Consider the following 25324-nt stretch of genomic DNA (forward strand, 5'->3'; position numbering starts at 1 on the left):
GTCAAAAGGCGTACCGGATCCTCAGCCAGGGCGCGTGGGCGGCGACCAGCTCGCGCATCGTCGCGACGGCCCCGGCCTTCACGTCGTGCCGGTAGCGAACGTTCCAACTGCCGTTCTCCGAACGCTTCGGCTGCTGGAGGCCCGGCCGCCACAGGACGTCCTCCGCACGTGGGTGCCAGTCCAGGTTCAGCTCGTGCAGGGCCTGATTGTGCGTCAGCATGATCACCTCGGCCGCCGCCTGCTGCTTCACCCGGGCGGGCAGCACGTCGTCCATGTGCCGCAGCAGGAGGGCCCAGTCGCGCTCCCAGCCGGGACGCAGGACGACCGGCGAGAGGTTGAAGTGCACCTCGTAGCCCGCGTCCAGGAAGTCCCCTGCCACGGCGATGCGGCCCGCCACCGGGCTGGTGCGGATGTCGAGCAGCCTGGAGTCGCTCTGCGGCATCAGCGAGAACCGCACGCGGGTGCGGCCTCGGGGCTGGAGCAGGAGCAGGTCGGGGTTGACGAACTTGGTGGCGAAGGACGCCTTGGCGGTGGGCCACTTCGCGAAGGCGTCCACCAGGTCGGCCACGTTGTCACTGATCAGTGCGTCGACGGAGCAGTCGCCGTTCTCGCCGATGTCGTAGACCCAGGCGGCCGGATCGCACTGGTTGGGCTCGGGCTTGGGGCCGAGGCGCGCGATGTGCCGGGAGAGGTGGGCGATGGTGCGCTCGATGTTGGTGAAGACGGTGATCGGGTTGGCGTATCCCTTGCGGCGCGGGACGTAGCAGTAGGCGCAGGCCATGGCACAGCCGTTGGAGGGGCCCGGGGCGATCCAGTCCGCGGAGCGACCGTTGGGCCGGGTGGTGAGCGTCTTCTTCTCCCCCAGGACCAGGGTTTCGGTCTTGATCCGGACCCAGCGGTCGACGTTCCCCTCGTCGCCGTGGAGGTCCGGGATCCGCCAGTGCGAGTCGACGGGGACGATCTCGGCATCGGGGTACCGGGCGAGGACCTGCCGGCCGCGCGGGGAGGCCGCGGCCGCGGGCTCGGCGAAAACCGTCCGTACGGACAGCATCCGGCGCGCGTCCGGGGAGTCCCGGAACATCGGGCCGGCGCCCTCGCGCGCCCGTGGCGTCCGGCCCGTGTCGATGTCCTCCAGGCCGAACAGGGCGTCCGGACCGGACAGGGCGTCTGCGCCGTCGCCCGGTCGGCCCGCGGGCGGCTGGGCTCGCATGGTGGTCTCCTGCGGGATCTCGACTCCGGCCCTGGGGGCGCGGTCCCACGGGGCACCCCGCGGGAGAGGGACCTTCCACTGTAGGCGAGCGGCGAGCGGCGGCGCCGGCCGCAGGGGCGTGGCCAGGAGGTGCGCGAGGTGTACGGCTGCCCGAGGCTGGGACGAGGCCGTGCCGCCGGACGGCGGCCGGCCCGCCCCGAAGGGAGCGCGATGGACGGCAAGCACGTCAAGGACGGCAAGGGTGGCGAGGGCCTGAGCCGGGGGGACGAGGTCTCGTGGAAGAGCCACGGCCACGAGGTCAAGGGCAAGGTGAAGAAGAAGATCACGAAACGCACGCGGGCCGCGGGCCGCACCGTCGACGCCTCGTCCGAGGAGCCCCAGTACGAAGTGGAGAGCGAGGCGTCCGGCCGGCCGGCCGTGCACAAGCCGGACGCCCTGCGGAGGAAGGGCGGCGGCTCCGGCTGACGCCCGGTCCCTCCGGAAGGACCGCCCCGGCGGTGGTCGACGCTCACGGCGGGCGGGGGGCGGTGTCGCGGTCGGAGGCGGGCCAGACGTACGACAGGTCGTCCTCGACCTCGGGGAAGTGCGGGCGGTAGTAGTCCGGGTCCTTGCGCACCAGGGCGGACTGGTGGCTGCGGTGGAAGTCGGGGGCGCCGAGCCACGGCGGGAGGTCGCCGTCGGCGGCCAGCTGCGGCTGCGTCCTCGGCTCGCCGCCCGGCAGCCATGCCCGGAAATCCTGGAGCAGGGTGACGGCGCAGGTGTCGGCGCGCCCCTCGGCGGTCCAGGTCCGGCAGACCTCCAGTCCGTACCGAACGAGGGCCTCCTCGTAGCCGGCCCACATGCGTACGGCCGGATGCCTGCGCCAGCCGTAGCCGGGGACGATCAGCCCGCGCAGTACCTGGAGGGTCTCGACGCGCTGTTTGCCGAGCCGCCGGGCGTCGAGCACCGCTGCCGAGTCCTGGAAGGAGGGGAACGGAAGGAACGTCTGCACGGAACCTCCTCGGCGTCTCATCGCCTCCGCGGGCCACCTCCCGCCGGCGACCCGAACGCTCCTGGCGTCGGTGTCGACGCGTCCGGTACGACCATGCCCGGGTCGACCCCGGGGGGGCAGGTACCGCAGGACGTCACCGGCGGGTCGGGCCGGACCAGGTCGCCGTGGAGGCGGACGACGGAAGTCCCGCCGTCGGTCGGGCCGCTCAGCGCAGGGCCTGCGCGGCGGGCAGGACACGGGCGCCCATGTTGGTCTCCATCATGCGCAGGGCGGCCTCGGCCAGGTCCTCGTGGATGTGGGCCACGGCGTCGCGGGCGACGGTGACGGAGAGGTGGCGGATGTGCGCGTCCAGGGCGGAGTACAGCACGCACTGCTCCGTGACCTGGCCGCACAGGACGAGGTGGGTGACGTCCAGCATGCCCAGCAGGTAGGCGAGCGGCGTCTCGTAGAAGACGGAGTGGCGCGCCTTGACGATGAAGTACGAGGTTTCGTCGGGCACCACCGGTCCCACCAGCCCCGCGTGGGGGCCGGACAGCGCGGCGTCCACGATCTCGCCGTGGTGGGAGCGCCACCTGCCGAAGTTGTCATTGACGTAGATCACCGGAACGCCCCGCTCGCGGGCCCGCTCCAACAGCTGCACCACCGCGGGCAGCGTGCGCGTGACGGAGGGGACGAGCAGGTCCGCGTCCTGATGCTCGTAGGTGTTGAGCATGTCGATGACGACGAGAGCGGTCTTCGCCATGCCCACCACGCTCCCAGATCACCCGCCGGTGCGCCTTCCGCGGGCCGTACGCGGCCTGCCGCGGCCGCCTCCCCGCAGGTCGGGGCGGGGCAGCTCGGGTGGGGGCGTCGCCGTCCGCCCGCCTAGCATGGGAGGGATCGCACGTGCAGGTGCGGCCCGGTGGACCCGGCACGAGAGGAAGCGGGTTGAATCGTTTCGCCCGGCTCGCCACGCGTCTTCTGGCGGCTCCGCTGGGACTCGTGTGGCTGGGGCCGGCAGGTGAGACCGCGGAGGCGGTGTCGGAGTGCTGGCCGATCGGGACGAGCCCCGATCCGGCCGTGCTGGCCTGCTGTCGGCGGGTCGCGGAGGAGGGGCGGCCCCGGTTCCTGTCGCACGCCGAGGACGAGAGTGGGGGCTTCGCCTTCGCCGGGGTCCCCCTGGTGGGCGGTTCCGGCGAGTCGCTGGGGGTCCTCGCGGTCACGGACCACGTTCTGCGGGCGTGGGGCGAGGACGACCTGCGGGACCTGTCGGACCTCGCCGCGGCCTGCAGTGCGCAGATGCGGATGCGGAAGCGCTCCGCGACGGTCCGCCGGGCGAGCGAGGCGGCGGAGGACGCTGCCCAGGCCGCGGAGGACGCGGCGCAGGCGGCGGAAGGCGATGCGACCCGGGTGCACGAGCTGCTCAACCGCTCGGAACTGCTCCTGCGGGCGTCCGAGGACCTCGCCGACACCAGCAGCCTGGACGACGTCCGCCAGCGGGTCGGGGACCTGGTCAGCGGGGACCTCAAGCCGGCCTGCATCGACCTGGTCCTGGTGCGGCAGGGGATGCTCCACCCCGTCATGAGTCCCGTCGACGGCGCCCCGCCCGAGAACGGCGCCGCCGAGCCCTTCGCCCTCGTTTCGCACTGGCCGGTCGCGCGTACGGTGCGCGAGAACCGGATGATCGTGGTCGACGGACCGTCGGAGGAGGGCGGTGCCGATGCGGTCGCCGTTCCCCCGGCCACGCCGGCGTTCGCCTCCCGCGACCTCGTGACCGCCGCCTGTCTGCCCCTGCGCGGTACGCACGGCACCCTCGGGGCCCTGGTCCTGGGGTGGGACGCCGCGTACGGAATCGGCGTGGACGAGCGTGCGGTGCTGACCACGCTGGCCGGCTACACCGCCCAGGCCGTCGAGCGGGCGCTCCACCTCGACGAGCGCATCACCGTCGCCCGCCGGCTCCAGCTGGCCATGCTCACCGACCTCCCCGACGTACCCGGTCTGGAGCTGTCCGCCCTGTACCGGCCGGCCGCGCAGGACGACATGGTCGGCGGGGACTGGTACGACGCCTACCCCCTGCCGCAGGTACCGCGTGCGGCCGCGGGCACGCGCGGCGCGGGTGCGCTGGCGCTCACCGTCGGGGACATCACCGGCCACGACATGAGGGCCGCGGCCCTCATGGGCCAGGTACGCAGCATGCTGCGCCAGGCCGATCAGGACCATCCGGGCGAGGGCCCGGAACAGGCGCTCGGCGCGCTCGAACGGGCCTGCCGCCGGATGGACCTGCCGGCCAGCGGCACCGCCGTGCACGCCCACCTCACGCCGGAAGCCGACGGCCACTGGCACCTGCGGTGGACCAACGCGGGCCATCCGGCTCCCCTCCTGGTCACCGCCGACGGCACCGTGGAGAGCCTCGACCGGCACGACGTGCTGCTGCACCACGCCCTGCCGCCGGAACCCCGCACCACCGACAGCCGTTCGCTGCCGCCGGGCAGCACCCTGCTGCTGTACACCGACGGGCTGGTGGAGGAACGGGGCGGGAACATCCAGGACAACGTCGACCGGCTCGCCCGCCGCCTCGCCGCCACTCCCCCGGGTGTTCCGCTGGACGCGTTGCTCCGGGCGCTCCTGGACGCCGTCGGTCCGCGGGAGGCACTGGACGACGCGGTCCTGTTCGCGGTGCGCGTCGCCACGCCCTGACCCCCGCGGAGCCGCAGCGCGGCGACGGCGAGCGGGAGCAGCGCGCCCGCGGCGAGCAGGGCGACGAGGGCGGCGCCGGCCGCGCTGGTCGCGGCGCCGGTCGCGAGTCCTTGCAGGACGCGGGCCGCGATGAGGGCGCCCGCGCCGTCGGCGGTCGCGAGGGCCGCCGTCGCGGTCAGGCGTCTCCCGGCCGGGGCTTCGACAGCTCCTCACTTAAAGCAAATGTTTAGCTTTAGTAAGCTAACACGGCATGAGGAATCTAAAGCAAATCATTCGCTTTTAGTCTCCGTTCAGGCCTCGTGAAGCAAGAACTTTGCTTTAAGCTGCTCGCATGAGCCGCAAACCGATGGTCCGCCCAGGCGGCCGCAGCGCCCGCGTCCAGGAGGCCGTCCACACCGCGGTACGCGAACTCCAGGAGGAAGTGGGCCGCTCGGAGCTGACCGTTCCGCTGGTCGCGACCCGCGCGGGCGTCACCCCGTCGACCATCTACCGGCGCTGGGGCGACCTGCAGGAACTCCTCTCGGACGTCGCCGTGGAACACCTGCGGCCGGACACGCCACCGCCGAGCCACGGCCACCTGTCGGCGGACCTGCGCGGCTGGGCCGAGCAGTTCATCGAGGAGATGTCCTCCCCGGTCGGCCGCACCTACGTCCGGGACGCCCTGCTCGGCAATCCGGACGGCGACAACGCGGCGCGCTGCTCGACGTACGCGGCGGAGCAGATCGACGTCATGCTCGCCCGGGCGGCGGAGCGCGGCGAGGACGCTCCCGACGTCGAGACGGTCCTCGACCGGGTCGTGGCGCCCATGATGTACCGGATCCTCTTCCGCCCCGGCGACCTCACCGCCGACTACGCGCACCGGCTCGTACGGGAGTTCCTGGACGACCCCGCGACCCGCTGACCGCCGGCCCCGGCCGGGGTCGGGGCCGAGGCCGGGGGCCGGCGGTTCACGCTCCGGCGGACGCGGGGGCCGCGGCCCGGCCGGGAACGGGTTCCAGCCGGTAGGTGTCGCCGTCGGCGACCACGCGGCCGGCGGTCGGCGGGGGGAAGTGCGTGCCGAGGAGGAGCGCGTCCGTGCCGGCGAGCGAGGCGAGCAGCTCGCGGCGGGTCGCCTCGGCGCGCTCGGGGTCGATGTCGACGCAGCTGCCGATCTCCGGATGCGCCAGCTGTACGGGGTGATGGATGCAGTCCCCGGTGATCAGGGCCGTGGCACCGCCACTGGTCACCCGTACGGCGCTGTGGCCGGGCGTGTGCCCCGGGGCCGACACCAGCTCCAGACCGGCGGCCACGGTCACGCCCCCGGCCGGTACGTCCACCACGTCGAGCAGTCCCGCCTCCTCGACCGGGTGCACCGAGTCGCGGAACATGGCCGCCCGCGCGCCGTCCATGTCGCAGGCGGCCCAGAAGTCGTACTCCGCCTTCGCCGTGAGATAGCGGGCGTTGGGGAAGGTCGGGACCCAACTCCCGCCAGCCTGGCGCGTGTTCCAGCCGACGTGGTCGGTGTGGAGGTGGGTCAACAGCACCAGGTCGACCGATTCCGGCGGGAATCCCGCGCGGGCGAGGCGTTCGAGGTAGTCGGTGCGCAGGTCGTGCCACGCCGGGTTGGCACGCGTCTTGCCGTTGCCGATGCCGGTGTCGACGACGACGCGCAGCCCGTCCACGACCATCGCGAAGCTGTGGCTGTCCAGCCGCAGGGCACCGTCCCGGTCCGCGAAGTCGGGCCGCAGCCAGTCCTGTTCGGAGACGACATCGGCGCCGGCGGCCGGCAGCAGCCACGGGCCGGTCTGCGGCGGCAGGGGGGTCTCGTCGATGCGCCGGACGACGACGGAACCGACCGCCCAGGAGGCGGCGACGGCGGGCGGTGCTGTGGACACGGGGAGACCTTCCTTCATCTGCGGAGGGTGAGCGGCCATCTAAAAGCGATCGATTTGCTTTTAGGTACGCTAAGCCCTGCCATCGGCTAACGCAACCTGTTAGCTTTTAGCGGGGGCGGGCCGGCACCCGACCCGCCACCCCCTCCTCCCCTCCCCCTCAGCCCGTTCAGGAAGGACACCCATGTCCGCCGACGAACTCACCCCCTCCGAGGCGGCCCGCTGGGCCGCACGCTCCGGTCTCCCCCTTGCGCCGGAGCGCCTCACGGCAGTGGCAGCCACCGCCGAGCACATCCACTCCGTCGTATCCGTCCTGCGGGAACTGGACTTCGGGGACACACCGCCGGCCGCCGCGTACCGCGCGGGAGGGGAGCAGCACGATGCAGCCGTATGAACTGACCCTGGCCGAAGCTTCCGAGGCGATACGGACCGGCCGCTTGTCGCCGGTCGGGCTGGTGGACTCGGTGCTGGAGCGCATCGAGCAGGTCCAGCCGCGCCTGGGCGCCTACGTCTCGGTGGCGGCGGACCGTGCGCGGCACGCGGCGCGGCGCGCGGCGGACGAGATCGCCACCGCCGGGGCCAGGGGCCCCCTCCACGGGATTCCCGCCGCCCTGAAGGACCTGATCGACGTGGCGGGGACGGCCACCTCGGCGAGCTCGCGGGTACGCGAGGGGCACCGGGCGCCGACCGACAGCACGGTCGCCGCGCGGCTCTCCGCGGCCGGGGCGGTGTTCGTCGGCAAGACCCACACGCACGAGTTCGCCTACGGACTGACCACCCCTCAGACCGCCAACGCCTGGGACCGCAGCCGGGTGGCCGGCGGCTCCAGCGGCGGTTCGGCCGTGGCCGTGGCCGCACGGGCGGCCACGTTCGCACTGGGCACCGACACCGGCGGGTCGATCCGCGTCCCCGCCGCGCTGAACGGCGTGGTCGGCCTGAAGCCCACGTACGGACTGGTCCCCCGGCACGGCGTGACCTCGCTGTCCTGGTCGCTCGACCACGTCGGACCCATCACCCGGACCGTGGAGGACGCCGCCCTGGTCCTGGGGGCGATCGTCGGCCACGACCCGCGCGACCCGGCTTCCGTGGCCGCTCCACCGGTCGACCACCGGCCGGGCCCCGGCACGGACCTGACGGGACTCCGGGTGGGCGTGCCGGGCAACTACTACTTCGACCACGTGGACCCCGGCGTCGAGGCTTCGGTGCGGCGGTCGATCGCCCGGCTGGCGGAGCTCGGCGCGCGCCTGGTCGACGTCGAGATCCCGATGACGCGCTACATCCTGCCGACCCACTGGGGGCTGATGGTGCCGGAGGCGTCGGCCTACCACGAGCGGACGCTGCGCGCGGTGCCCGAGCTCTACTCGGCGGACGTACGCGTCCTGCTGGAGGCGGGCGAGCTGATGACCGCCGGGGACCACCTGCGCGCGCAGCGCGCACGCACGCTCCTGCGGCAGGCGTGGCTGGACATGATGGACGCGGTCGACGTGATCGCCGCGCCCACCGTGCCCATCACCGCGGTGGCCGCCGGGCAGACCGCTGTGACCTGGCACGACGGCACCGTGGAAAGCGTCTCCGACGCCTACGTACGACTGTCGGCCCCGGCTGACGTCACGGGCGTTCCGTCACTGACCGTTCCCGTCGGCCTGGACCCGCAGGGCCTGCCGATCGGCATGCAGCTCATGGGGAGGCCCTTCGGCGAGGCCACGGTGCTGCGTGCGGGCCACGCGTACGAACGCAGCGGCACCGCCCGCGTCCCGGCACCCGCGGCGTAGGCCGGGCTCGTGTCAGTCAGGCGGACTCGACGGTGACGACGCCGTACACGACGAAGGCGGCGGCCGAGGACACGACCAGCCCGAGCCGGACGGCCGAGAGCCACAGGGCGAGGGCGCGCGAGCGCCCGGTCCCGGCCCGCGAGAGGAGGACCGCCGTCCCTCCGAGTGACGCGACCAGCCCGAGCGCGGCCGGCAAGAAGGCCAGGGCCCTGGGCGACGTGGGCTCGGTGGCGGGCCCGTAGTCCTCCGTGATCCCGGGCAGCAGCAGCCCCACGGCACACAGCACGAGGGCCGTCAGGACCGTCGCGAGGAAATCGAAGGCAAGGACAACGGCCCAGCCGACGGGCAGCCGCCGGGAGGCGGGCAGCGTCCGCTCCACCGGGCGGCGCCCGTCGGCAGGACGGCTTCCGGCCCGGCTCACCGCGGTGTCCTCGAGCCGAGGCCACCGGGCGCCTTCGGAACCCAGTCGGGGGCGGCCGCAGCCTCTGCCGGGTCCGGCTCGCGCATGGTCACGCGCCGGCCTCCCTCGCCGGTGTCCCCGGTCAGGCGGACCGAGAACCCCTTGATCTGCGCGGGGTCGTGGACGTACACGACGACGAACTGCCGTACGGACCCGGGCACCCTCATTGCGCTCCTGTCGGACGGATCACGAGGATCCCTGTGAGGGGAGCAACGTACCGCTCCGACCAGGCAGTTCATGCGGGAAAACGGACAAGGAAGGACACATTCCGCACCTCCGTGACGCACCTCACGCCACGGCCCGCATGCGCCTGCGCCACGAAGGGCGGTGCGCCACGGGACACGCCTGGGGCACCGCGTCTACGGTGGGACCATGAGGCTGCTGCTGACCTCCGACACGCACGTGCCCGCGCGGGCCAAGCGCCTGCCCGAGGAGCTGTTGAGGGCGGTCGGCGAGGCCGATGTGGTGCTCCACGCCGGGGACTGGACCGACGAAGCCACCCTCGACCTGCTGGAGTCAAGGGCACGGCGGCTGATCGCCGTGTACGGCAACAACGACGGGCCCGCGCTGCGCCGCCGACTGCCCGAGATCGCCCGCGCCGAACTGGGCGGGCTGCGGTTCGCGGTCGTCCACGAGACCGGACCGGCTGCCGGACGTGAGCGGCGCTGCGCCGCCCGCTTCCCCGACACGGACGTCCTGGTCTTCGGCCACAGCCACATCCCCTGGGACTCCACGGCCGCGACCGGGCTGCGGCTGCTCAACCCCGGCTCCCCCACCGACCGCAGGCGTCAGCCCCACCGCACCTATGTGAGCCTCACCGTCGCGGACGGCGCCCTGAGCGACGTCGCCCTGCACCGGCTGACCGCATAGGAGCACCTGGCAGAACGCCTGGTCGCAGCCCGCATCCCCCTCCTCGGCGCCGTCCGCCGGCGGGGTTGACCGGCTATTCCTCGGGCTCCCAGGCGATCAGCTGCTCGTAAGCGGCGTCCGCGCCATCCCGACCGGCTGCCACTCGACGACCGGACCCGACCCTGCGCGAAGCACCACGTCATCACCGACGCAGGCGGTAGCCCCCTCGCCATCACCTTGACCGGTACCGGTGGCCATCGCCACGACATCACCCAGCTGCTGCCCCTGCTGGACGCGCCGTTCCGCACGGCTCCGGCTGGGCCCGGTCCGCTGGGCAGTCGAGCATGCCACGCCTAGGAGGCGCCGGTAGGACCGCCCCCTGCCCTGCGGCGCTTCCGGAGAAGGCCCGTCCAACGCGATGGACGCCGGCCGTCTTCGGGTGGAGGTGGCGACATCAACTGGACCACCGCGTGTGGACACCAGGTGATGTCGCGGACGCAGTCGCCCGGGACGCCCAGAGTCTCCACGAGGAGAGCGAGGCAGGCCTCGTCGTCGGTGTGCCGACGGTCGAGCCACACGGTGACTCCCGTGTCCTCCACCTCGGTGAACTGGCTCAGGAGGAAGAGGCGGCGGCCCAGCCGGAACGAGGCGACGTCCACCGCACCCAGGTCCTCCCAGCTGTGCTCCACCTGCAGCATCAGCCGGTCCGCATAGGCCCTCATGGGTGGCGGGAGCACACCGATCGGCCGGTGGGAGAGGGCAATCGAATCCCACATCCCGTACTGCAGCGCGGGGTTCGGATTCCCGCCCTGGTACTGGGGCGCGGGCAGCCAGTCAGGTTCCGGAGGGGGCACCGCAACCGGATCCCATCTCCTCGACTGCCGCTCTCCGGCCGACTCGTCACCCGCAGATCCGTGCACGCTCATCTCCGCCCTCCCCTTGGCACACCCTCGGACGGACATCATCCCAGGTGGCGGCAGTGACGACGCAGTCCGAGCGGCCCGGACGACGCAGCACGTCGGACGCCTCCGGCCCGCCTGGGACGCTATCCATCCGAGGTGTTCCCGAAGTCCGGGTTCGTGGCTGGTGCGGACGGCGCCTCCAGGGGCACGGTTGTTGCCTTCGCTGCGACCCCCGCTCCCCCGGACGGCCCTTCCGGTGCCGCCAACGGAGCGACCACCACAGCCGACTCACCGATCGGCGCATGACGACGCAGCACCACGGGCCACCGGCCAACCCGCTCTACGAACCTGCCTGAGGGGTGTGCGCCGTCGGGCGGGCCTGGTGCGCGGAGTCCAGGAGGGCCAGGTCGGCCGGCAACAGCCGCAGGGCGCCGGCGGCCACGTTGGCGGCGAGGTGCACCGGGTCGCCCGTGCCCGGGATCGCCAGGACGTGCGGTCCCCGCTGCAGCGTCCAGGCCAGCCGGACCTGCGCCGCGCTCACCCCGTGCGCCCGGGCGACCTCCAGCACCTCGGCGCTGTCGTCGCCGAGGGCCCCGGCCTGCCGTCCGGTACCGGCGATCGAGTAGAACGGCACGAACGCGACCCCCTGCTCGCCGCACGTCCGCAGGAACTCGTCCTGCTCGGGCTGTACGCCGATCCCGTACATGTTCTGCACGCACACCACCGGTGCGATGGCCCGGGCCTCGGCCAGGTGGTGGGGGCGGACGTTCGACAGGCCCAGGTGGCGGACGAGGCCGGCCTGCCGGAGCTCCGCCAGCGCGCCGAAGCGTTCGGCGATCGAATCGGTGCCGACGATCCGCAGGTTCACCACGTCGAGGTGGTCGCGGCCCAGCTGACGGAGGTTCTCCTCCACCTGCCCGCGCAGTTGTTCGGGCCGGGCGTGGGGCAGCCATTCACCCGAGGGGTCGCGACCGGGCCCGACCTTGGTGGCGATCACCAGGTCATCGGGGTACGGGGCCAGGGCGCGGTTGATCAGCTCGTTGGCGGAGCGCAGTGGGGAGAAGTAGAACGCCGCGGTGTCGATGTGGTTCACGCCGAGATCCACGGCGCGGCGCAGTACGTCGATCGCCCGGCCGCGGTCGCGCGGGACGGCATCGCTGACGAGGGCCTCGCCGCTCTGGGCCAGACGCATCGCGCCGAAACCGATCCGGTTGACCGTGCGGTCGCCGAGCTTCCAGGTACCTGCCGCTGTGATCGTCTGTGAGGTCATGCACGGATCATCGGCGCCCGGTAGGCTGCCGGCCCAGCGATTAGGACATGGGTGAATCCTCGGGCGGACAGGCCCGTAGGCGCGTGGGCGAGTGGGGCGGTCGGTGCGGGCGGAACTGGCGTTCTCGGTGGACGATCTGGCACGGATGCGCTTCGTGGTCTCACCGATGTGGGAGGTCGGGCCCAGCATGCGGCTGCTCCGGTCGGGGCGCGAACACCCCGTGCACCGGGCCTGGACGGCGCAGGTGCGGCCGCGGCTGGCGGCCACCGGTCTCGACCGGGGTCTGCTCGCCGGACTGGTGCCGCCCTCGGGGTACGTTCCCGACTTCCTCAATCCCGCGCCCGCCGGGCCCTCCCCCACGCTGGAGGATGAACTCGCCGCGATCCGGGCCACGCCCGCCGACCGGGTCTGCGGGGAGCTCGACCGGCTGCGCGCCGAGCAGGGGCGTCCCGGCCCGGCGCTCCGCGGCCTGTACGACGACGTGCCACGCCATCTGGAGCGGCTGGTGGAGGAGATCCGCGCCTACTGGGAAGTGGCGCTGGCGCCCTACTGGGTGCGGATCAGGGCGGTGCTCGACGCCGACGTCTTCCACCGGGCGCGGCAGGTCGCCGAGCACGGCGCGGGCCACCTCTTCAACGAGCTCCACGCCTCGGTGAGCTGGGACGACAGCGCCCTGCGGCTGGCCGACCGGCGCGGACCGCTGTCCCGGCGGGCGGCCGGCACCGGGCTGCTGCTGATCCCCTCGGTGTTCACCGGACCGGTCCCGTTCACCCGCGTGGCACCACCGGATCCACCGGGTCTGGCCTATCCGGCCCGCGGTATCGGTGCGCTGTGGGAGCCCCGGCCGGTCTCCTCGGGCGGCGCCCTGGCCGCCGTACTCGGCCGCACGCGGTCCTTGCTGCTGGCCGAGCTGCATTCTCCGGCCGCCACGACCGAACTCGCCCGCCGTACGGGGCTGTCGGCGGCCGGGGTGTCCCAGTGCCTCACGGCGCTGCGCGACGCGGGGCTGGTCAGTGCGCACCGGGCCGGGCGTTTCGTGCTGTACGCCCGTACGTCCGTGGCCGAGGCGCTCCTCGACGCCTCGGCCACGGGTGACGGGTGACGGGTGGCGGTCAGGGGGGCGAAGCGTCGTGCGGCCTGCGCCCTGCCCCGCCGTCGCGGGGCGGCGCCCTTGGTGGCGCCCACGGATACCGGCCGGTCGAGGTGGCCGGCTTTCATGGAATCCACCGACCGTGCTTGACCTGTGAAGGCACGGCAACGTACCTTCGACCGCACCCGCTCGTGAGCTGCTGGAAGGAGGCGAAATCCGGATGTCGACCGTCTCCGCGCTGATTCGCCTCGCACACCAGATCGCTTGGGCTCCGGGTCGTGTAGCACACGGCTGCTGAGCAGCCCCTTCGTCGGCGTGCCCGTTCGCGGCCCCGGCACCTTCTCATCTATGTCACCGCTTGCGGCACGTCGTCGCGTGCCGATGCGTCGCGCTGCGGTATTCCGTATCCCGGGCTGCGACCACCGGAAGAGAAAGCTCCTGAAATGGCGACTTGGACAGTCCGATCGACCGTGCGCCGGAACGGGGACGTGCCGTGGTAGCGGCGCGGCTCACGGTCAACGGGAAAGAAACACCGATTTCACCGGCTGCACCCCACACCACGGTGCTCGATTTCCTCCGCGAGCGGGGCCTGACCGGGACCAAGGAGGGCTGCGCCGAGGGAGAATGCGGTGCCTGTTCGGTCCTGGTGGCACGTCCCGGGGTGAAGAAGCCCACCGACTGGGTGGCCGTCAACGCCTGCCTGGTGCCGGTCGCGGCGCTCGACGGCCAGGAGGTCGTCACCTCCGAGGGTCTCGCCACCACCGACCCATCCGGTGCGCCGGCCGTGCTGCACCCCGTACAGGAGGAGATGGCCGTCCGCGGCGGCTCCCAATGCGGTTACTGCACACCGGGGTTCATCTGCAGCATGGCCTCCGAGTACTACCGGCCCGACCGGTGCGCGCACACCGACCGGTCCGAACCGGCCGACCAGGCCGAACCGGCCGCCCGGGCCGACGGGACCGGCCCATGCGACGGGACCGTCCCGGGCGGCGACTCCGAGCACGGACCGAACGGTTTCGACCTGCACGCGCTGAGCGGAAACCTGTGCCGCTGCACCGGCTACCGCCCGATCCGCGACGCCGCGTTCGCCGTCGGCATGCCCGCCCAGGACGATCCTCTGGCACGCCGTCGCGAGCAGGCGCCGCCCGAACCGGTCACCACCCAATACGTCCGGGACGACGGCGCGTTCCTGCGGCCGGGCACCCTGGCCGACGCGGTGCGGCTGCTGCGCGAGCGGCCCGGTGCGATGGTCGTCGCCGGGAGCACCGACTGGGGTGTCGAGGTCAACATCCGTTCCCGTAGGGCGGATTGCGTGATCGCCGTCGACCGGCTGCCGGAGCTGCGGGAGCTGCACGTCGGACCCGACCGCATCGAGATCGGAGCGGCGCTGACCCTCACGGAGATCGAACGGCGCCTTGACGGTGAAGTCCCCCTGCTGGCGGAGCTGTTCCCGCAGTTCGCCTCCCGGCTGATCCGCAACAGCGCCACCCTCGGCGGCAACCTGGGCACCGGCTCCCCCATCGGCGACAGTCCGCCCGTACTGCTCGCGCTGGAGGCGTCGTTGGTGCTCACCGGCGCCGACGGCGAGCGCGAGGTCCCCCTCGGCGACTACTTCACCGGCTACCGGCAGAGCGTGCGCCGACCCGGCGAGCTGATCCGCGCGGTGCGCATTCCCCGGCCGCTGTCGCCCGTGACGGCCTTCTACAAGATCGCCAAGCGGCGCTTCGACGACATCTCCAGCGTGGCGGTCGCCTTCGCCCTCGACATCGAGGACGGGACCGTCCGCACGGCGCGCATCGGCCTGGGCGGCGTGGCCGCGACCCCGATCCGCGCCCTGGTCACCGAGGCCGCCCTGGAAGGCAGGCCCTGGACGGCGGAGAGCGTCGAGGCCGCCGCTCGGGTGCTCAGCACCGAGGGCACGCCGATGGACGATCACCGTGCGAGCGCCGGGTACCGCTCCGCGATGCTCGGCCAGAGCCTGCTGAAGCTGTACGCGCGAACCACCGAGGCGGTGTCGTCATGAGCCATCTGTCCCAGCGTCCCGAAAAGCCCGTGGTCGGTCTTCCGCTGCCGCACGAGAGCGCCGGCCTGCACGTCACCGGTGCCGCCCTCTACACCGACGACCTGGTCCACCGCACCAAGGACGTGCTGCACGCGTATCCCGTCCAGGTCATGAAGGCCCACGGCACGATCACCGCACTGCGCACCGGTCCCGCACTCGCCGTGCCCGGTGTGGTCCGGGTACTGACCGGTGCCGATGTGCCCGGCGTCAACGACGCCGGGATGAAGCACGACGAACCGCTGTTCCCCGACACCGTGATGTTCCACGGGCACGCGGTCGCCTGGGTGCTCGCCGAGACCCTGGAGGCGGCCCGGCTCGGTGCGGCGGCCGTCGAGGTGGAGCTGGACGAGAAGCCCTCCGTGATCACGCTGCAGGAGGCGATGGCGGCCGGGAGCTTCCACGGCGCCCGGCCGGTGATGGTGACGGGCGACGTCGACGCCGGCTTCGAGGACTCCGCGCACGTGTTCACCGGAGAGTTCCACTTCTCCGACCAGGAGCACTTCTACCTCGAGACGCACGCCGCACTGGCCCACGTCGACGAGAACGGGCAGATGTTCGTCCAGAGCAGCACCCAGCACCCCTCGGAGACGCAGGAGATCGTCGCGCACGTGCTCGGCCTGCACAGCCACGAGGTGACGGTGCAGTGCCTGCGGATGGGCGGCGGCTTCGGCGGCAAGGAGATGCAGCCCCACGGGTTCGCGGCCGTCGCCGCGCTCGGGGCCAGGCTGACCGGCCGGCCCGTCCGGGTCCGGCTCAACCGGACCCAGGACCTGACGATGTCCGGCAAGCGCCACGGCTTCCACGCGGCGTGGAGGATCGGCTTCGACGACGACGGCCGCATCCAGGCCCTGGAGGCCACCCTGACCGCGGACGGCGGCTGGAGCCTGGACCTGTCCGAGCCCGTCGTGGCACGCGCCCTGTGCCACATCGACAACACGTACTGGATTCCCCACGCGCGGGTCACCGGCCGTATCGCCAGAACCAACAAGGCCTCGAACACCGCTTTCCGCGGCTTCGGCGGACCGCAGGGCATGCTGGTGATCGAGGACATCATGGGCCGGTGCGCACCGCTGCTCGGGCTGGATCCCATGGAGCTGCGCGAGCGCAACTTCTACCGGCAGGGCCACTCGACTCCCTATGGTCAGCGGGTCCTGCACCCCGAACGGATCTCGGCCGTCTGGCGCCAGGTCCAGGACGATGCCCGCGTCGCCGACCGCAAGGCCGCGATCGCGGCCTTCAACGCCGCGCACCCGCACACCAAGCGGGCGCTCGCGGTCACCGGGATCAAGTTCGGAATCTCCTTCAACCTCACTGCGTTCAACCAGGCCGGCGCGTTGGTGCTGGTCTACAAGGACGGCTCGGTCCTGATCAACCACGGCGGGACCGAGATGGGGCAGGGCCTGCACACCAAGATGCTGCAGGTGACGGCGACCACGCTGGGCGTTCCGCTGCACAAGGTGCGGCTGGCACCGACCCGAACGGACAAGGTGCCCAACACCTCCGCCACCGCCGCCAGCGCCGGGGCGGACCTCAACGGCGCGGCGGTGAAGAACGCCTGCGAGCAGATCCGCGAGCGGCTGCTCCAGGTGGCCGGCACCCGGCTGGGGGCGAACGCCTCGGACGTGCGCATCGTCGACGGCGTCGCGCGCGTCCTCGGCAGCGAGGAGGAGCTGGCCTGGGACGACCTGGTGCGCACCGCGTACTTCCAGCGGGTCCAGCTGTCGGCGGCCGGCTTCTACCGGACCGAGGGCCTGCACTGGGACGCGAAAGTGTTCCAGGGCTCGCCGTTCAAGTACTTCTCCTACGGCGCCGCGGCGGCCGAGGTGGAGGTGGACGGGTTCACCGGGGCGTACCGGATCCGGCGGGTGGACATCGTGCACGACGTCGGCGACAGCCTCTCCCCCATGATCGACATCGGTCAGGTCGAGGGCGGTTTCGTGCAGGGAGCGGGCTGGCTGACCCTGGAAGACCTGCGGTGGGACGCCGGCGACGGACCGCACCGCGGCCGACTGCTGACCCAGGCGGCGAGCACGTACAAGTTGCCGAGCTTCTCGGAGATGCCCGAGGAGTTCAACGTACGGCTGCTGGAGAACGCCACGGAGGAGGGCGCGGTCTACGGATCCAAGGCGGTGGGCGAGCCTCCGCTGATGCTGGCCTTCTCGGTACGGGAGGCGCTGAGGCAGGCCGCTGCGGCCTTCGGACCCGAGGGGGTCTGCGTGGAACTGGCCTCCCCCGCCACGCCCGAGGCGGTGTACTGGGCGGTCGAGTCGGCCCGCAGGGGCGGCGCGGCATACGGCGGACAGCCCCGTGGCGAACAGGCGGGCGGCGAACAGGCGGGCGGCGGCGTGGCCGGCGCCGGGGCGAGCGCGCTGAGCAATGCCTGACATGAGCTGGGTGGCCGCGGTCGCGCGGTTGCGGGCACGCCGGGAACCCGGCGTGCTCGTGACCGTCGCGGCCGTGCGCGGCCACGCGCCCCGCCGGGCCGGTGCCAAGCTCGTCGTGGGGCGCACCGGGACCTGGGGGTCGATCGGCGGCGGCAACATCGAGGCCGTCGCCATCGACCGGGCCCGCGAGCTGGCCGGCACGGACCATCCGGAACCGGAACTCATGGAGTTCGCCCTCAACGACAAGGTCACCGGCCGTCACGGCGTGCAGTGCTGCGGCGGAGCCGTCACCGTACTGCTCGAACCGCTGCCGGTGGTCCAGGCCGTGGCGGTCTTCGGCGTCGGGCACGTGGGGCTGGAGCTGGCACGCATCCTGGCGCGCCACGAGCTGGACCTGCACCTGATCGACAGCCGCCCGGACATGCTCACGGACGGGCGGCTCGGCGTGCTCGCGGACGCGGTGGCGCACGTCCGGGTGCACCACACCCCGCTGCTGCCGGAGGAGGTCCTCGCGGAGCTGCCGTCCGGCGCCCACGTGCTGATCATGACCCATGACCATGCCGAGGACGCGGCGTTGTGCGACGCCGCGTTGCGGACCGCCGGCCTGGGCTCGATCGGTCTGATCGGCTCGTCGGCGAAGTGGGCGCGGTTCCGGCAGCGCCTGGCCACCGAGGGCGGGCACGACGCCGCCGCCATCGCCCGGATCAGGACGCCGATCGGGATCCCGGGGATCGCCGGCAAGGAACCCGCCACGATCGCGGTGAGCGTGGCGGCCGACCTGCTCCGTAGCTTCGAACAGGATCCCGCACCGCACCGGGACGCCCGGCGGAGCGGGGACGCCGACGGCGCGGACTGATCGGCTCCGGACGGCCGTCGTACACGCCACCGGGTCGGCGTCCGGATCTTCGTGGGTTCTGCCAGTACGGACGGCCGCCCGGCTCCGTAGAGACTTCCAGGCAGTTGCCGCGGCCGTACCCCGCGGACGGGGGACGCCGCGGCCGGAGCATGCCGCCGACGGGGAGGACATCGCAATGAGCGCGCAGCAGCAGTACGACGAAATCGGGGAGGCCTACGAGGGGTTCAAGGCCCTGCCCCTCGAGCAGTACGTGGTGGTACCCAGCTTCCTGGCCCTGGTCGGGGACGTGAGCGGCAGGTCGGTCCTCGATCTGGCGTCCGGAACCGGTTTCTACAGCAGGGAGTTCAGGCGGCGCGGCGCCGCGGTGGTCCTGGGCATTGACATTTCGGGTGAAATGATCGCCGTCGCACGGCAGTTGGAGGAGAGAGATCCGCTGGGCGTGCGCTACGAGGTCGGCGACGTGGCCGATCTGCGGCCCATCGAGCAGCCCTTCGACGTGGCCCTGGCGGTCCAACTGCTCAACTATGCGGAGGACATCGCCACGACGGAGCGGATGTGCCGCGCTCTGCACCGCAGCCTGAAGCCCGGCGGCGAGCTCTTCCTGCTCAACCAGTCGCCCGACTTCCGCTTCGACGGACCCACCCCCGAGAGGTACGGCTTCCGCAGCGAGCTCACCGGCGCGCAGGGCGAGACCGGACCGCAGGTACGGACCACGGCGCTGCTCGACCCGCCGGTGTCGTTCACGGCCAACCTCCCGCGCCGCGAGGTGTACGAGAAGTGCCTGGGAGCCGCCGGGTTCCGCGAGTTGACCTGGGTGCCGCTGGCGGTGTCGGAGGCCGGCGAGCGCGAGTTCGACGCGGACTTCTGGTCGGACTTCCACGCCAACCCGCCGCTCGAGATGTTGCGCTGCCGGGCCTGACGGCACCGCCCGCCGCGCCGGCGGCCCGTTCCCGGGCCGCCGGCGCGGACTCATGCCAGGAGGCGTCGGGCGAACGCGCGGGCGGCGCTCAGGTCGTCCGCGTCGGGCCGCTGTTTGTTGATGCCGCCGATCAGCCGGAACGGCGCCCACGTGTCGAACCCGCGGCAGGTGAAGGTGGCCTCGACGGCGCGCCCCCTGCCCGCCAGGAGCCGTACGAGCGGCCGGGTGAACGGCGCGAACGCGAGCTCCGGCAGGCCGCTCGTCGCGAACACGAAGGCCCGCCCCGACGAGGGCGGCAGAGCACGCACGAACCGGAGCAGGTCCGGGTGCATCCGCTGGGCGAAGACGCCGGATCCGAAGCCCACCAGGTCGTGCTCCGCCACCTCCTCGGGCGTCACCTCCTGCGGCGCGACCACGCGCGCGTCGAGTACCCCGGCCATTGCCCGCGCCACGCGGCGGGTGTTGCCGTGGGATACGGACGTACACACGAGCAGGGTCTTCATCGGTGTCCCTCCGGTGGTCTGTCGTCGCCTCTCACAGCGTGGACCGACCGGACCTCCCGGATGTGACAGCCCCCGTACCCGCCGACCGGTCCCGATGCGGCCTACGGGCCCGTGGAGACGGCGGGGGCGCCGGCTCAGGGTCCGGTCCCTGAAGGCCGACGTGCCGAGGCGGCGGCGCTCCTCCGCCACGGTTTCCTCGAGCCCCTTCGCGATGCGCCGGACCAGGGTGATGCTGTCGGCCCGCATCGGGTTCTTGTCGCCGTTCGGGCAGCGGAAGGGGGCGGCGGTGCGGGTGACCCGGCCGCCGTCGGTCCACTCGACGGCGACCCGCCCGTCGGCGTCCAGGGCGATCACCGCGTCGACCGGAGCGTTCCACCACAGGGCGCCGCGCCCGATCCGGCCGACCGTCAGCGTCCCGTCATTCTCCCTGCGGCGAGCAGGAAACCGAGCGCGAGGCTGCGGGGCCGGGCGGGCACCCCCGGCGCCCGAGGTCGCGGATCGCCTCGTCGGGGTCGCGGGCGTCGTGGAAGGAGCCGTCCCGGGCCGGCTCGCGCACCGCGTACCGCACCGGTTCGTCTGCGCCGTCCGCCGTGAGCGGTGCTTTCGCCCGAAGGCCGCCGGTCCTGCGGTCCCAGGACCCCGCGACCCCGCGCCCCCGCCCGCGTTTGGCGGTCCGGGCCCCGGTAGCGTCGGCCTCATGACCGCTTTCGACGACCTCGTCCGCCTCTGCCCGCCGCCGCCCGCCGATCCGCAGCGGACGGTGGACTGGGCGCGGGCCGAGGAGGCCCTCGGTACGACCCTGCCCGCCGACTACAAGCGGCTCGTCGAGGCGTACGGCGACGGCGTTTTCGACGAAACGGTCTGGCTGCTGGTCCCCGGGTCCGCCCACGCGTCGTGCGACCTGTACGCGGAGAAGGCCGAACGGGAGGAGATCCTGGCCGATCTGTGGGAGATGGGCGAGGAGAGGCCGGCGGCCCTGCTGGAGGAGGGCGCCCGGATCCTGCCATGGGCGTACGAGGAGGGCACGGGCGCCTTCCTGTACTGGCTGGCACGGCCCGGGCAGCACCCGGACGAGTGGACCGTGCTCTACAACGAGGGGCGCGGCCCGCTGTGGGAGCACCATGATGCGCAGTGCGTGGCCTTCCTGCTGGCGGTGCTCACGGGTACGGCGGAGACGGCGTACTTCGGGCACCTCCACGAGGTGCTGCGGCCGGCGGAGCACCGCTTCGAGACGGCGGACGAGACCCTCGGAGCAGCCCGGGGCGGGACCGCGTGACGGCTCAGGCGTAGCGCATGCCCGCGCGTACGCCGTCCCCTCCCCCATGGGGGCAGGCTGTCCGCAGTCGGGCACCCGTCGTCAGCGGCGCCACGGACGGCCGTGGATCCGTCAACAGGTCGGCCGGGGAGCGCCGTTCGTCAGCCGGCCGTGCAGCACGGGGCCGCCGAGGGTCACCAGGACGAACAGGAACCCGGCGGTGATCAGAGCCGGTTCGGGGAACCACAGACCGGCGGCCCAGTCCACGAGCAGCGCCACGCCCACCAGCAGCACCTTCGCCGCGACCAGCCCGAGGAACAGTCCCCGGTCGAGCGGGGCCCGGCCGGTGCGGGCGAGGCGGGGGGCGACGAGGCGGCCGGCCACGCTGACGCCGAGCACGATGACGAGTACGCGCAGCGCGTGCTCCCATGCCGGCATGTCCGCACCGAAGACCCATACGGCACCCACGACGGCACCCGCTGCGGCATATGCATACAGGACGGACATACCTGGCCCTTCCCCACGAAAAGTGAATAGTCGAATCAACACTCACAAAACAAGTTGCATCACGAGTGTCATCTTTCCTGGAGCAGGCGTCAAGCCCCCCTCCGGCGTCAGCGACGCGTATGGACTCGGCCGGTCGCCGTCAGGGCACCGTTACGGAGCGGCTGCGGTCGGGTCGGTCGGGGATAGCTTCGTTGCCGCGCCCCGGACCGCCTCCCCGCATCCGGGGCCCCAGCCGCCGCTCGTGGTTCCCCAGGGAGGGCCCATGTGTCTGTACCGGTACGCCGACGATCCCGAGCCCGAGGAACGGGGCCCGGCCGGACCCCTCTACGTGCCCGTCCGGCCGGGTACGGCGCAAGTGGTGCTCCGGATGTTCCGCACCCCCCTGGGTGACCGCACCGCCGTCGGATTCACCCGCCCCGACCTGCTGGCGGCCACCCTCGGGGCGGGGCACCCGTGGATCCGGCTGTCCGAGTCCGCGCTCCGCACCCTGGCCTCGCCGCTCGGCGGGTGCCGGCTGACGATCGACCCGACCCTGTCCGCTCCCGCCGTCACCCCGGTGCCGGCGGGGACGGGCGACGTCGCGGCCCGCGCACTCTGAGAGGGGACCCCGATGACCGTTTCCGTGCTCGCCGAGGTCGCCGCCGGCGCGGAGGACCTGGCGCTGTGGCCCGCGTCCACGCGGCGGCTCCCGCACGGCGGCCTGGCCGTCGGCGGGGTGTCGCTGGCGGAGGTGGCGGACCGGTTCGAGACGCCGGCCTACGTCCTGGACGAAGGCGAGGTGCGCAGGCGCTGCCGGACCTACCGGGAGGCCTTCCCCGACGCCGACGTGCTGTACGCCGCCAAGGCGTTCCTGTCACGCGCCATGGTCCGCTGGGTACGGGAGGAAGGCCTCGGCCTGGACACCTGCTCCGCCGGCGAACTGGAGCTGGCGGTCACCGCGGGCTTCCCGCCCGAGCGCATCGTGCTGCACGGCAACGCCAAGTCGCCCTGCGACCTGGAGGCGGCACTGCGGCTCGGTGTCGGGCGGATCGTCATCGACGGCCCCGCCGAGATCGCCCGGATCGCGGCCGCCGTCGGCCCGGACGGGCACCAGAAGGTCATGGTGCGGGTGGTACCGGGCGTGCCGGCCGGGGGGCACGACAAGATCCGTACCGGCACGGACGACCAGAAGTTCGGCCTGTCCCTCACCGACGGGGCCGCGCAGCACGCCGTGTCCCGGATCCTGGGCCGGCCGCAGCTCGAACTGACCGGTCTGCACTGCCACATCGGCTCCCAGATCACCGAGGTGAAGCCGTACCTGGTGGCCCTGCGCCGCATGGTCGGACTGATGGCCCGCATCCGCGACGCGCACGGGGTCGTCCTGCCCGAGCTCGACATGGGCGGCGGGCACGCCATCGCCTACCGGCCGGGCGAACCCGTGCTCGATCCGGCCCCGTTGGCCCGGCGGCTGCGCGTGGAACTCGCCGAAGGATGCGCCGCCGCCCGGCTGGCCGTCCCGCGGCTCCTCGTCGAACCCGGACGTGCGGTGGTCGGGCCCGCCGGCGTCGCCCTGTACCGCGTACTGGCCGTCAAGCACACGGGCGAGAGGGTGTTCGTCGCCGTCGACGGCGGCATGAGCGACAATCCGAGGCCCGCGCTGTACGGGGTGCGCTACGCGCCCCGCCTGGTAGGCCGTGCCCCGACGGCCGGTCCCCGTACGACCACGGTCGTCGGCCGGCACTGCGAGGCGGGCGACATCCTGGCGGCCGACGTGGAACTGCCGGGTGACGTCCGCCCCGGCGACCTGATCGCCGTACCGGTGGCCGGCGCCTACCAGCTGTCGATGGCCTCCGGCTACAACCTCGTGGGCCGCCCCGCGGTCGTCGCGGTCCACGAGGGATCGGCCAGGTTGCTGGTCCGGCGCGAGACCCTGGACGACTTCCGCAGCCGGGACATCGGCGGCTGACGGCGGGGCGCGGGCCCGCTAGCGGGCAGCGAGCCGCTCCAGCAGGACGATGCTCCGTGCCAGCAGCTCCCGCTCCTCGTTGCTCAGTTCGGCCTCGATGGCCTGTGCGAGCCAGCCGGCCCGGCGGCCGCGCTCGGCTTCCAGCGCGGTCCGGCCCGCGTCCGACAGCTCGACCAGCGACTTGCGGCCGTCCGTGGGGTGCGCCCGGCGCGTGACCAGGCCCTGCTCCAGGAGCAGGCCCACTGCCCGGGCCATCGACTGGGGCCGCACGCGCTGGTCGGCGGCGAGGTCGCTGGTGGTCATGAGGCCGGTGCGGTCGTCAACGGCGGCGCGCATGCCGACAATCCGCTGGACTTCCAGGAGTTCATGATCGCCCCGGTGGGCGCGGACACCTTCGCCGAGGCCGTCCGCATGGGCAGCGAGGTCTTCCACACGCTGCGCCGCGACCTGCTGGCCGCCGGACACTCCACGGGCGTCGGTGACGAGGGCGGCTTCGCACCCGCGCTGCGCACCGCCGAGGAGGCGCTCGACTTCGTGATGGCCGCGATCGAGCGCACCGGCTACCGCCCCGGCACGGACATCGGCCTGGTGATGGACCCGGCTTCGTCGGAGTTCTTCCGCGACGGGGTGTACGACTACGCCGGCCAGGGGGTGCGGCGCACCCCCGCCGAGCACGCCGATCACCTGGCCCGGCTGATCGACGCCTACCCGATCGTCTCCATCGAGGACCCGATGGCGGAGAACGACTGGGACGGCTGGCGCGAGTTGACCGCCCGCGTCGGCGACCGGTGCCAGCTCACCGGCGACGAGGTGTTCTGCACCGATGAGGCGCTGCTGCGCGAGGGCATCCGCACCGGCGTCGGCAACTCGGTGCTGGTCAAGGTCAACCAGATCGGGACCCTGACCGAGGCGCTGGCCACCGTGGCCACGGCCCACCGGGCGGGCTGGACGGCCGTCATGTCGCACCGCTCGGGCGAGACGGAGGACACCACCATCGCGGATCTGGCGGTGGCGACCGGCTGCGGCCAGATCAAGACCGGCTCGCTCTCACGCTCCGACCGCACGGCGAAGTACAACCAGCTGATCCGGATCGAGGAGGAACTGGGCGACGCGGCGCGCTTCGCGGGCCGCTCCGCACTGCGCCGGGCGTGAACGGCGCCGGCCCTCAGGGCCGGTAGACGATCTCGATCCCCATCGCGGCGATGATCCCCCAGACGCCGAGGCCGAGCAGCCACATCGCTTCGAGGGCGGCGCCGGTGGCGATGAGCGTCAGGCCGGCCGCCCCGAGGGCGCGTACGGTCCGGCGGATGCCGCGGTCGGGAAGCCAGTCGCTGGTCACCTGTGAAGAATCCCGCCGGATCCCCGCGATGACGAGGGTCCGGCGGGATTCCTGTCGGCGTCTTGACGCGGGTGCGCACCGGCGTCTTGACGCGGGTGCGCAGCCCGCCGCGGTGGTGCGAGGCAGGCGCGGGCGGCGGGCGTATGGGCGCCGTCAATAGTTCGCCGGGCCCCGTATGGGGCCCGTCAAGGCGTACCGGTGACGTGGCGAAGAAGGGGTTATCTGGTCATCGGCCAACCGGCCGATTCATTTCCCCCTTTTCCCCCTCACTTCATCCAGGAGCTCACGGTGGCCGATCTGGCCTTCGTCGTCACCACTGCCGCGGTGTTCGCGCTGGTGGCCCTCATCGCCCGGGGGGTGACCAAGCTGTGAACGTCGAGAACATCGTCGGCCTCGTCGTGGCCGTCGCCCTGCTCGGTTACCTCGTCCTCGCCCTCGTGTACCCGGAGAGGTTCTGAGCACC

28 protein-coding genes and 2 pseudogenes are annotated in these 25324 nt (G+C 72.8%); 18 read left to right on the top strand and 12 right to left on the bottom strand.

Going from position 1 to position 25324, the window contains the following annotated elements; all coding sequences use genetic code 11:
- Nucleotide 1: 1 nt before the first annotated feature.
- Nucleotides 2–1210 carry a spore photoproduct lyase family protein gene (locus tag IH80_RS0109890; RefSeq protein ID WP_030959316.1) on the bottom strand — a complete coding sequence of 403 codons (1209 nt, stop codon included), beginning with the start codon at nucleotides 1208–1210 and terminating at the stop codon, nucleotides 2–4.
- Between the two features lie 210 nt (nucleotides 1211–1420).
- Here IH80_RS0109890 and IH80_RS0109895 point away from each other — a divergent pair, with 210 nt between their 5' ends.
- The gene (locus IH80_RS0109895; protein ID WP_051809005.1) at nucleotides 1421–1675 is read left to right on the top strand and encodes a DUF2945 domain-containing protein; all 255 of its coding nucleotides are present in this window, start codon (nucleotides 1421–1423) and stop codon (nucleotides 1673–1675) included.
- A 43-nt stretch (nucleotides 1676–1718) separates the two neighbouring features.
- Here IH80_RS0109895 and IH80_RS0109900 read toward each other — a convergent pair whose 3' ends face one another.
- Together IH80_RS0109900 and IH80_RS0109905 are read right to left on the bottom strand one after the other, a co-directional pair.
- Nucleotides 1719–2201: an MSMEG_6728 family protein gene (locus tag IH80_RS0109900; protein ID WP_030959319.1), complete on the bottom strand. Its 483-nt coding sequence runs from the start codon at nucleotides 2199–2201 to the stop codon at nucleotides 1719–1721.
- Between the two features lie 205 nt (nucleotides 2202–2406).
- Complete coding sequence (locus IH80_RS0109905) at nucleotides 2407–2943, bottom strand: cysteine hydrolase family protein (protein WP_030959320.1); 537 nt, start codon at nucleotides 2941–2943, stop codon at nucleotides 2407–2409.
- A 185-nt stretch (nucleotides 2944–3128) separates the two neighbouring features.
- On the opposite strand from IH80_RS0109905, the gene IH80_RS0109910 reads away from it, so the two are divergent.
- Together IH80_RS0109910 and IH80_RS0109915 are read left to right on the top strand one after the other, a co-directional pair.
- A complete protein-coding gene (locus tag IH80_RS0109910; protein WP_078906411.1) occupies nucleotides 3129–4877 on the top strand; it encodes a SpoIIE family protein phosphatase in 1749 nt (582 codons plus the stop codon).
- A gap of 331 nt (nucleotides 4878–5208) precedes the next feature.
- Nucleotides 5209–5778, top strand: coding sequence for a TetR/AcrR family transcriptional regulator (locus IH80_RS0109915; protein ID WP_030959326.1), 570 nt, complete (start codon nucleotides 5209–5211; stop codon nucleotides 5776–5778).
- Nucleotides 5779–5824: 46 nt separating this feature from the next.
- On the opposite strand, the gene IH80_RS0109920 is transcribed toward IH80_RS0109915, so the two are convergent.
- Nucleotides 5825–6751 carry an MBL fold metallo-hydrolase gene (locus IH80_RS0109920; RefSeq protein ID WP_030959327.1) on the bottom strand — a complete coding sequence of 309 codons (927 nt, stop codon included), beginning with the start codon at nucleotides 6749–6751 and terminating at the stop codon, nucleotides 5825–5827.
- Nucleotides 6752–6932: 181 nt separating this feature from the next.
- Between IH80_RS0109920 and IH80_RS0109925 the strand changes: the two genes are divergently transcribed.
- Both IH80_RS0109925 and IH80_RS0109930 read left to right on the top strand, forming a co-directional pair.
- Nucleotides 6933–7142, top strand: a complete 210-nt coding sequence (locus IH80_RS0109925; RefSeq protein ID WP_030959328.1) for a hypothetical protein — start codon at nucleotides 6933–6935, stop codon at nucleotides 7140–7142.
- Nucleotides 7129–8520 (top strand): amidase, encoded by a 1392-nt coding sequence (locus IH80_RS0109930; protein ID WP_030959334.1) that lies wholly within the window; start codon nucleotides 7129–7131, stop codon nucleotides 8518–8520. Before IH80_RS0109925 ends, IH80_RS0109930 begins: the two co-directional genes overlap by 14 nt.
- Before the next feature lie 16 nt (nucleotides 8521–8536).
- Here IH80_RS0109930 and IH80_RS0109935 read toward each other — a convergent pair whose 3' ends face one another.
- Together IH80_RS0109935 and IH80_RS0109940 are read right to left on the bottom strand one after the other, a co-directional pair.
- A complete protein-coding gene (locus tag IH80_RS0109935) occupies nucleotides 8537–8941 on the bottom strand; it encodes a hypothetical protein (RefSeq protein WP_158943363.1) in 405 nt (134 codons plus the stop codon).
- On the bottom strand, nucleotides 8938–9147 hold the full coding sequence (locus tag IH80_RS0109940; RefSeq protein WP_158943365.1) for a hypothetical protein: 210 nt from the start codon (nucleotides 9145–9147) through the stop codon (nucleotides 8938–8940). The genes IH80_RS0109935 and IH80_RS0109940 overlap by 4 nt, the downstream gene beginning before the upstream one ends.
- Before the next feature lie 205 nt (nucleotides 9148–9352).
- On the opposite strand from IH80_RS0109940, the gene IH80_RS0109945 reads away from it, so the two are divergent.
- Both IH80_RS0109945 and IH80_RS45815 read left to right on the top strand, forming a co-directional pair.
- A complete protein-coding gene (locus IH80_RS0109945) occupies nucleotides 9353–9850 on the top strand; it encodes a metallophosphoesterase family protein (protein ID WP_030959338.1) in 498 nt (165 codons plus the stop codon).
- A 147-nt stretch (nucleotides 9851–9997) separates the two neighbouring features.
- Nucleotides 9998–10126 (top strand): annotated as a pseudogene (locus tag IH80_RS45815) (IS5/IS1182 family transposase); the annotation flags it as partial.
- Nucleotides 10127–10182: 56 nt separating this feature from the next.
- Here IH80_RS45815 and IH80_RS40690 read toward each other — a convergent pair.
- Entirely contained in the window at nucleotides 10183–10551 is a 369-nt protein-coding gene (locus IH80_RS40690; RefSeq protein WP_158943367.1) for a hypothetical protein, read from the bottom strand.
- 520 nt (nucleotides 10552–11071) lie between these two features.
- Complete coding sequence (locus tag IH80_RS0109955; RefSeq protein WP_030959341.1) at nucleotides 11072–12001, bottom strand: oxidoreductase; 930 nt, start codon at nucleotides 11999–12001, stop codon at nucleotides 11072–11074.
- Between the two features lie 103 nt (nucleotides 12002–12104).
- Here IH80_RS0109955 and IH80_RS0109960 point away from each other — a divergent pair, with 103 nt between their 5' ends.
- The 5 genes from IH80_RS0109960 (at nucleotide 12105) to IH80_RS0109980 (ending at nucleotide 19312) form a co-directional block, all read left to right on the top strand.
- Complete coding sequence (locus IH80_RS0109960) at nucleotides 12105–13103, top strand: ArsR/SmtB family transcription factor (RefSeq protein WP_234432181.1); 999 nt, start codon at nucleotides 12105–12107, stop codon at nucleotides 13101–13103.
- A gap of 481 nt (nucleotides 13104–13584) precedes the next feature.
- Nucleotides 13585–15114: a xanthine dehydrogenase small subunit gene (locus IH80_RS0109965; RefSeq protein ID WP_030959344.1), complete on the top strand. Its 1530-nt coding sequence runs from the start codon at nucleotides 13585–13587 to the stop codon at nucleotides 15112–15114.
- Nucleotides 15111–17537, top strand: a complete 2427-nt coding sequence (xdhB, locus tag IH80_RS0109970) for a xanthine dehydrogenase molybdopterin binding subunit (protein ID WP_030959345.1) — start codon at nucleotides 15111–15113, stop codon at nucleotides 17535–17537. The genes IH80_RS0109965 and xdhB overlap by 4 nt, the downstream gene beginning before the upstream one ends.
- A 1-nt stretch (nucleotide 17538) precedes the next feature.
- A complete protein-coding gene (gene xdhC, locus IH80_RS0109975; protein ID WP_107056786.1) occupies nucleotides 17539–18393 on the top strand; it encodes a xanthine dehydrogenase accessory protein XdhC in 855 nt (284 codons plus the stop codon).
- Nucleotides 18394–18568: 175 nt separating this feature from the next.
- Complete coding sequence (locus IH80_RS0109980) at nucleotides 18569–19312, top strand: class I SAM-dependent methyltransferase (RefSeq protein WP_030959349.1); 744 nt, start codon at nucleotides 18569–18571, stop codon at nucleotides 19310–19312.
- Between the two features lie 50 nt (nucleotides 19313–19362).
- On the opposite strand, the gene IH80_RS45820 is transcribed toward IH80_RS0109980, so the two are convergent.
- Entirely contained in the window at nucleotides 19363–20169 is an 807-nt protein-coding gene (locus tag IH80_RS45820; RefSeq protein ID WP_234432182.1) for a flavodoxin family protein, read from the bottom strand.
- Between the two features lie 343 nt (nucleotides 20170–20512).
- Between IH80_RS45820 and IH80_RS0109990 the strand changes: the two genes are divergently transcribed.
- Entirely contained in the window at nucleotides 20513–21091 is a 579-nt protein-coding gene (locus tag IH80_RS0109990; protein WP_030959352.1) for an SMI1/KNR4 family protein, read from the top strand.
- A 111-nt stretch (nucleotides 21092–21202) separates the two neighbouring features.
- Here IH80_RS0109990 and IH80_RS0109995 read toward each other — a convergent pair whose 3' ends face one another.
- The gene (locus tag IH80_RS0109995) at nucleotides 21203–21577 is read right to left on the bottom strand and encodes a hypothetical protein (protein ID WP_030959353.1); all 375 of its coding nucleotides are present in this window, start codon (nucleotides 21575–21577) and stop codon (nucleotides 21203–21205) included.
- Between the two features lie 262 nt (nucleotides 21578–21839).
- On the opposite strand from IH80_RS0109995, the gene IH80_RS0110000 reads away from it, so the two are divergent.
- Both IH80_RS0110000 and lysA read left to right on the top strand, forming a co-directional pair.
- Nucleotides 21840–22175 carry an SAV_915 family protein gene (locus IH80_RS0110000; protein WP_030959354.1) on the top strand — a complete coding sequence of 112 codons (336 nt, stop codon included), beginning with the start codon at nucleotides 21840–21842 and terminating at the stop codon, nucleotides 22173–22175.
- A 12-nt stretch (nucleotides 22176–22187) separates the two neighbouring features.
- Nucleotides 22188–23522, top strand: a complete 1335-nt coding sequence (lysA, locus tag IH80_RS0110005; RefSeq protein ID WP_030959356.1) for a diaminopimelate decarboxylase — start codon at nucleotides 22188–22190, stop codon at nucleotides 23520–23522.
- A gap of 18 nt (nucleotides 23523–23540) precedes the next feature.
- Here the strand turns inward: lysA and IH80_RS39075 are convergent, their stop codons facing one another.
- On the bottom strand, nucleotides 23541–23825 hold the full coding sequence (locus IH80_RS39075; RefSeq protein WP_420708770.1) for a MarR family winged helix-turn-helix transcriptional regulator: 285 nt from the start codon (nucleotides 23823–23825) through the stop codon (nucleotides 23541–23543).
- Here IH80_RS39075 and eno point away from each other — a divergent pair.
- Nucleotides 23706–24674, top strand: a pseudogene (eno, locus tag IH80_RS39080) (phosphopyruvate hydratase); the annotation flags it as partial. The gene IH80_RS39075 and the pseudogene eno sit on opposite strands and share 120 nt — an antisense overlap.
- 13 nt (nucleotides 24675–24687) lie before the next feature.
- Here the strand turns inward: eno and IH80_RS44625 are convergent.
- Nucleotides 24688–24861: a hypothetical protein gene (locus IH80_RS44625; protein WP_158943369.1), complete on the bottom strand. Its 174-nt coding sequence runs from the start codon at nucleotides 24859–24861 to the stop codon at nucleotides 24688–24690.
- 198 nt (nucleotides 24862–25059) lie between these two features.
- Between IH80_RS44625 and IH80_RS44630 the strand changes: the two genes are divergently transcribed.
- Nucleotides 25060–25233: a hypothetical protein gene (locus IH80_RS44630; protein WP_158943371.1), complete on the top strand. Its 174-nt coding sequence runs from the start codon at nucleotides 25060–25062 to the stop codon at nucleotides 25231–25233.
- Nucleotides 25230–25319 carry a K(+)-transporting ATPase subunit F gene (gene kdpF, locus IH80_RS41450; protein WP_037879362.1) on the top strand — a complete coding sequence of 30 codons (90 nt, stop codon included), beginning with the start codon at nucleotides 25230–25232 and terminating at the stop codon, nucleotides 25317–25319. Before IH80_RS44630 ends, kdpF begins: the two co-directional genes overlap by 4 nt.
- Nucleotides 25320–25324 lie beyond the last annotated feature (5 nt).

This window comes from Streptomyces sp. NRRL S-378 (genome assembly GCF_000720645.1).
In the GTDB taxonomy this organism is placed as follows: Bacteria; Actinomycetota; Actinomycetes; order Streptomycetales; family Streptomycetaceae; genus Streptomyces.

Coding starts and splice junctions, on each gene's coding strand:
- IH80_RS0109990 (WP_030959352.1), top strand. CDS start 20,513: ATGACCGCTTTCGACGACCTCGTCCGCCTCTGCCCGCCGCCGCCCGCC.
- IH80_RS0109905 (WP_030959320.1), bottom strand. CDS start 2,943: ATGGCGAAGACCGCTCTCGTCGTCATCGACATGCTCAACACCTACGAG.
- xdhC (WP_107056786.1), top strand. CDS start 17,539: ATGAGCTGGGTGGCCGCGGTCGCGCGGTTGCGGGCACGCCGGGAACCC.
- IH80_RS0109895 (WP_051809005.1), top strand. CDS start 1,421: ATGGACGGCAAGCACGTCAAGGACGGCAAGGGTGGCGAGGGCCTGAGC.
- IH80_RS0109995 (WP_030959353.1), bottom strand. CDS start 21,577: ATGTCCGTCCTGTATGCATATGCCGCAGCGGGTGCCGTCGTGGGTGCC.
- IH80_RS0109890 (WP_030959316.1), bottom strand. CDS start 1,210: ATGCGAGCCCAGCCGCCCGCGGGCCGACCGGGCGACGGCGCAGACGCC.
- IH80_RS0109955 (WP_030959341.1), bottom strand. CDS start 12,001: ATGACCTCACAGACGATCACAGCGGCAGGTACCTGGAAGCTCGGCGAC.
- IH80_RS0109945 (WP_030959338.1), top strand. CDS start 9,353: ATGAGGCTGCTGCTGACCTCCGACACGCACGTGCCCGCGCGGGCCAAG.
- IH80_RS0109925 (WP_030959328.1), top strand. CDS start 6,933: ATGTCCGCCGACGAACTCACCCCCTCCGAGGCGGCCCGCTGGGCCGCA.
- lysA (WP_030959356.1), top strand. CDS start 22,188: ATGACCGTTTCCGTGCTCGCCGAGGTCGCCGCCGGCGCGGAGGACCTG.
- IH80_RS0110000 (WP_030959354.1), top strand. CDS start 21,840: ATGTGTCTGTACCGGTACGCCGACGATCCCGAGCCCGAGGAACGGGGC.
- IH80_RS0109930 (WP_030959334.1), top strand. CDS start 7,129: ATGCAGCCGTATGAACTGACCCTGGCCGAAGCTTCCGAGGCGATACGG.
- IH80_RS39075 (WP_420708770.1), bottom strand. CDS start 23,825: ATGACCACCAGCGACCTCGCCGCCGACCAGCGCGTGCGGCCCCAGTCG.
- IH80_RS0109940 (WP_158943365.1), bottom strand. CDS start 9,147: ATGAGGGTGCCCGGGTCCGTACGGCAGTTCGTCGTCGTGTACGTCCAC.
- IH80_RS40690 (WP_158943367.1), bottom strand. CDS start 10,551: ATGAGGGCCTATGCGGACCGGCTGATGCTGCAGGTGGAGCACAGCTGG.
- IH80_RS0109915 (WP_030959326.1), top strand. CDS start 5,209: ATGAGCCGCAAACCGATGGTCCGCCCAGGCGGCCGCAGCGCCCGCGTC.
- IH80_RS0109980 (WP_030959349.1), top strand. CDS start 18,569: ATGAGCGCGCAGCAGCAGTACGACGAAATCGGGGAGGCCTACGAGGGG.
- xdhB (WP_030959345.1), top strand. CDS start 15,111: ATGAGCCATCTGTCCCAGCGTCCCGAAAAGCCCGTGGTCGGTCTTCCG.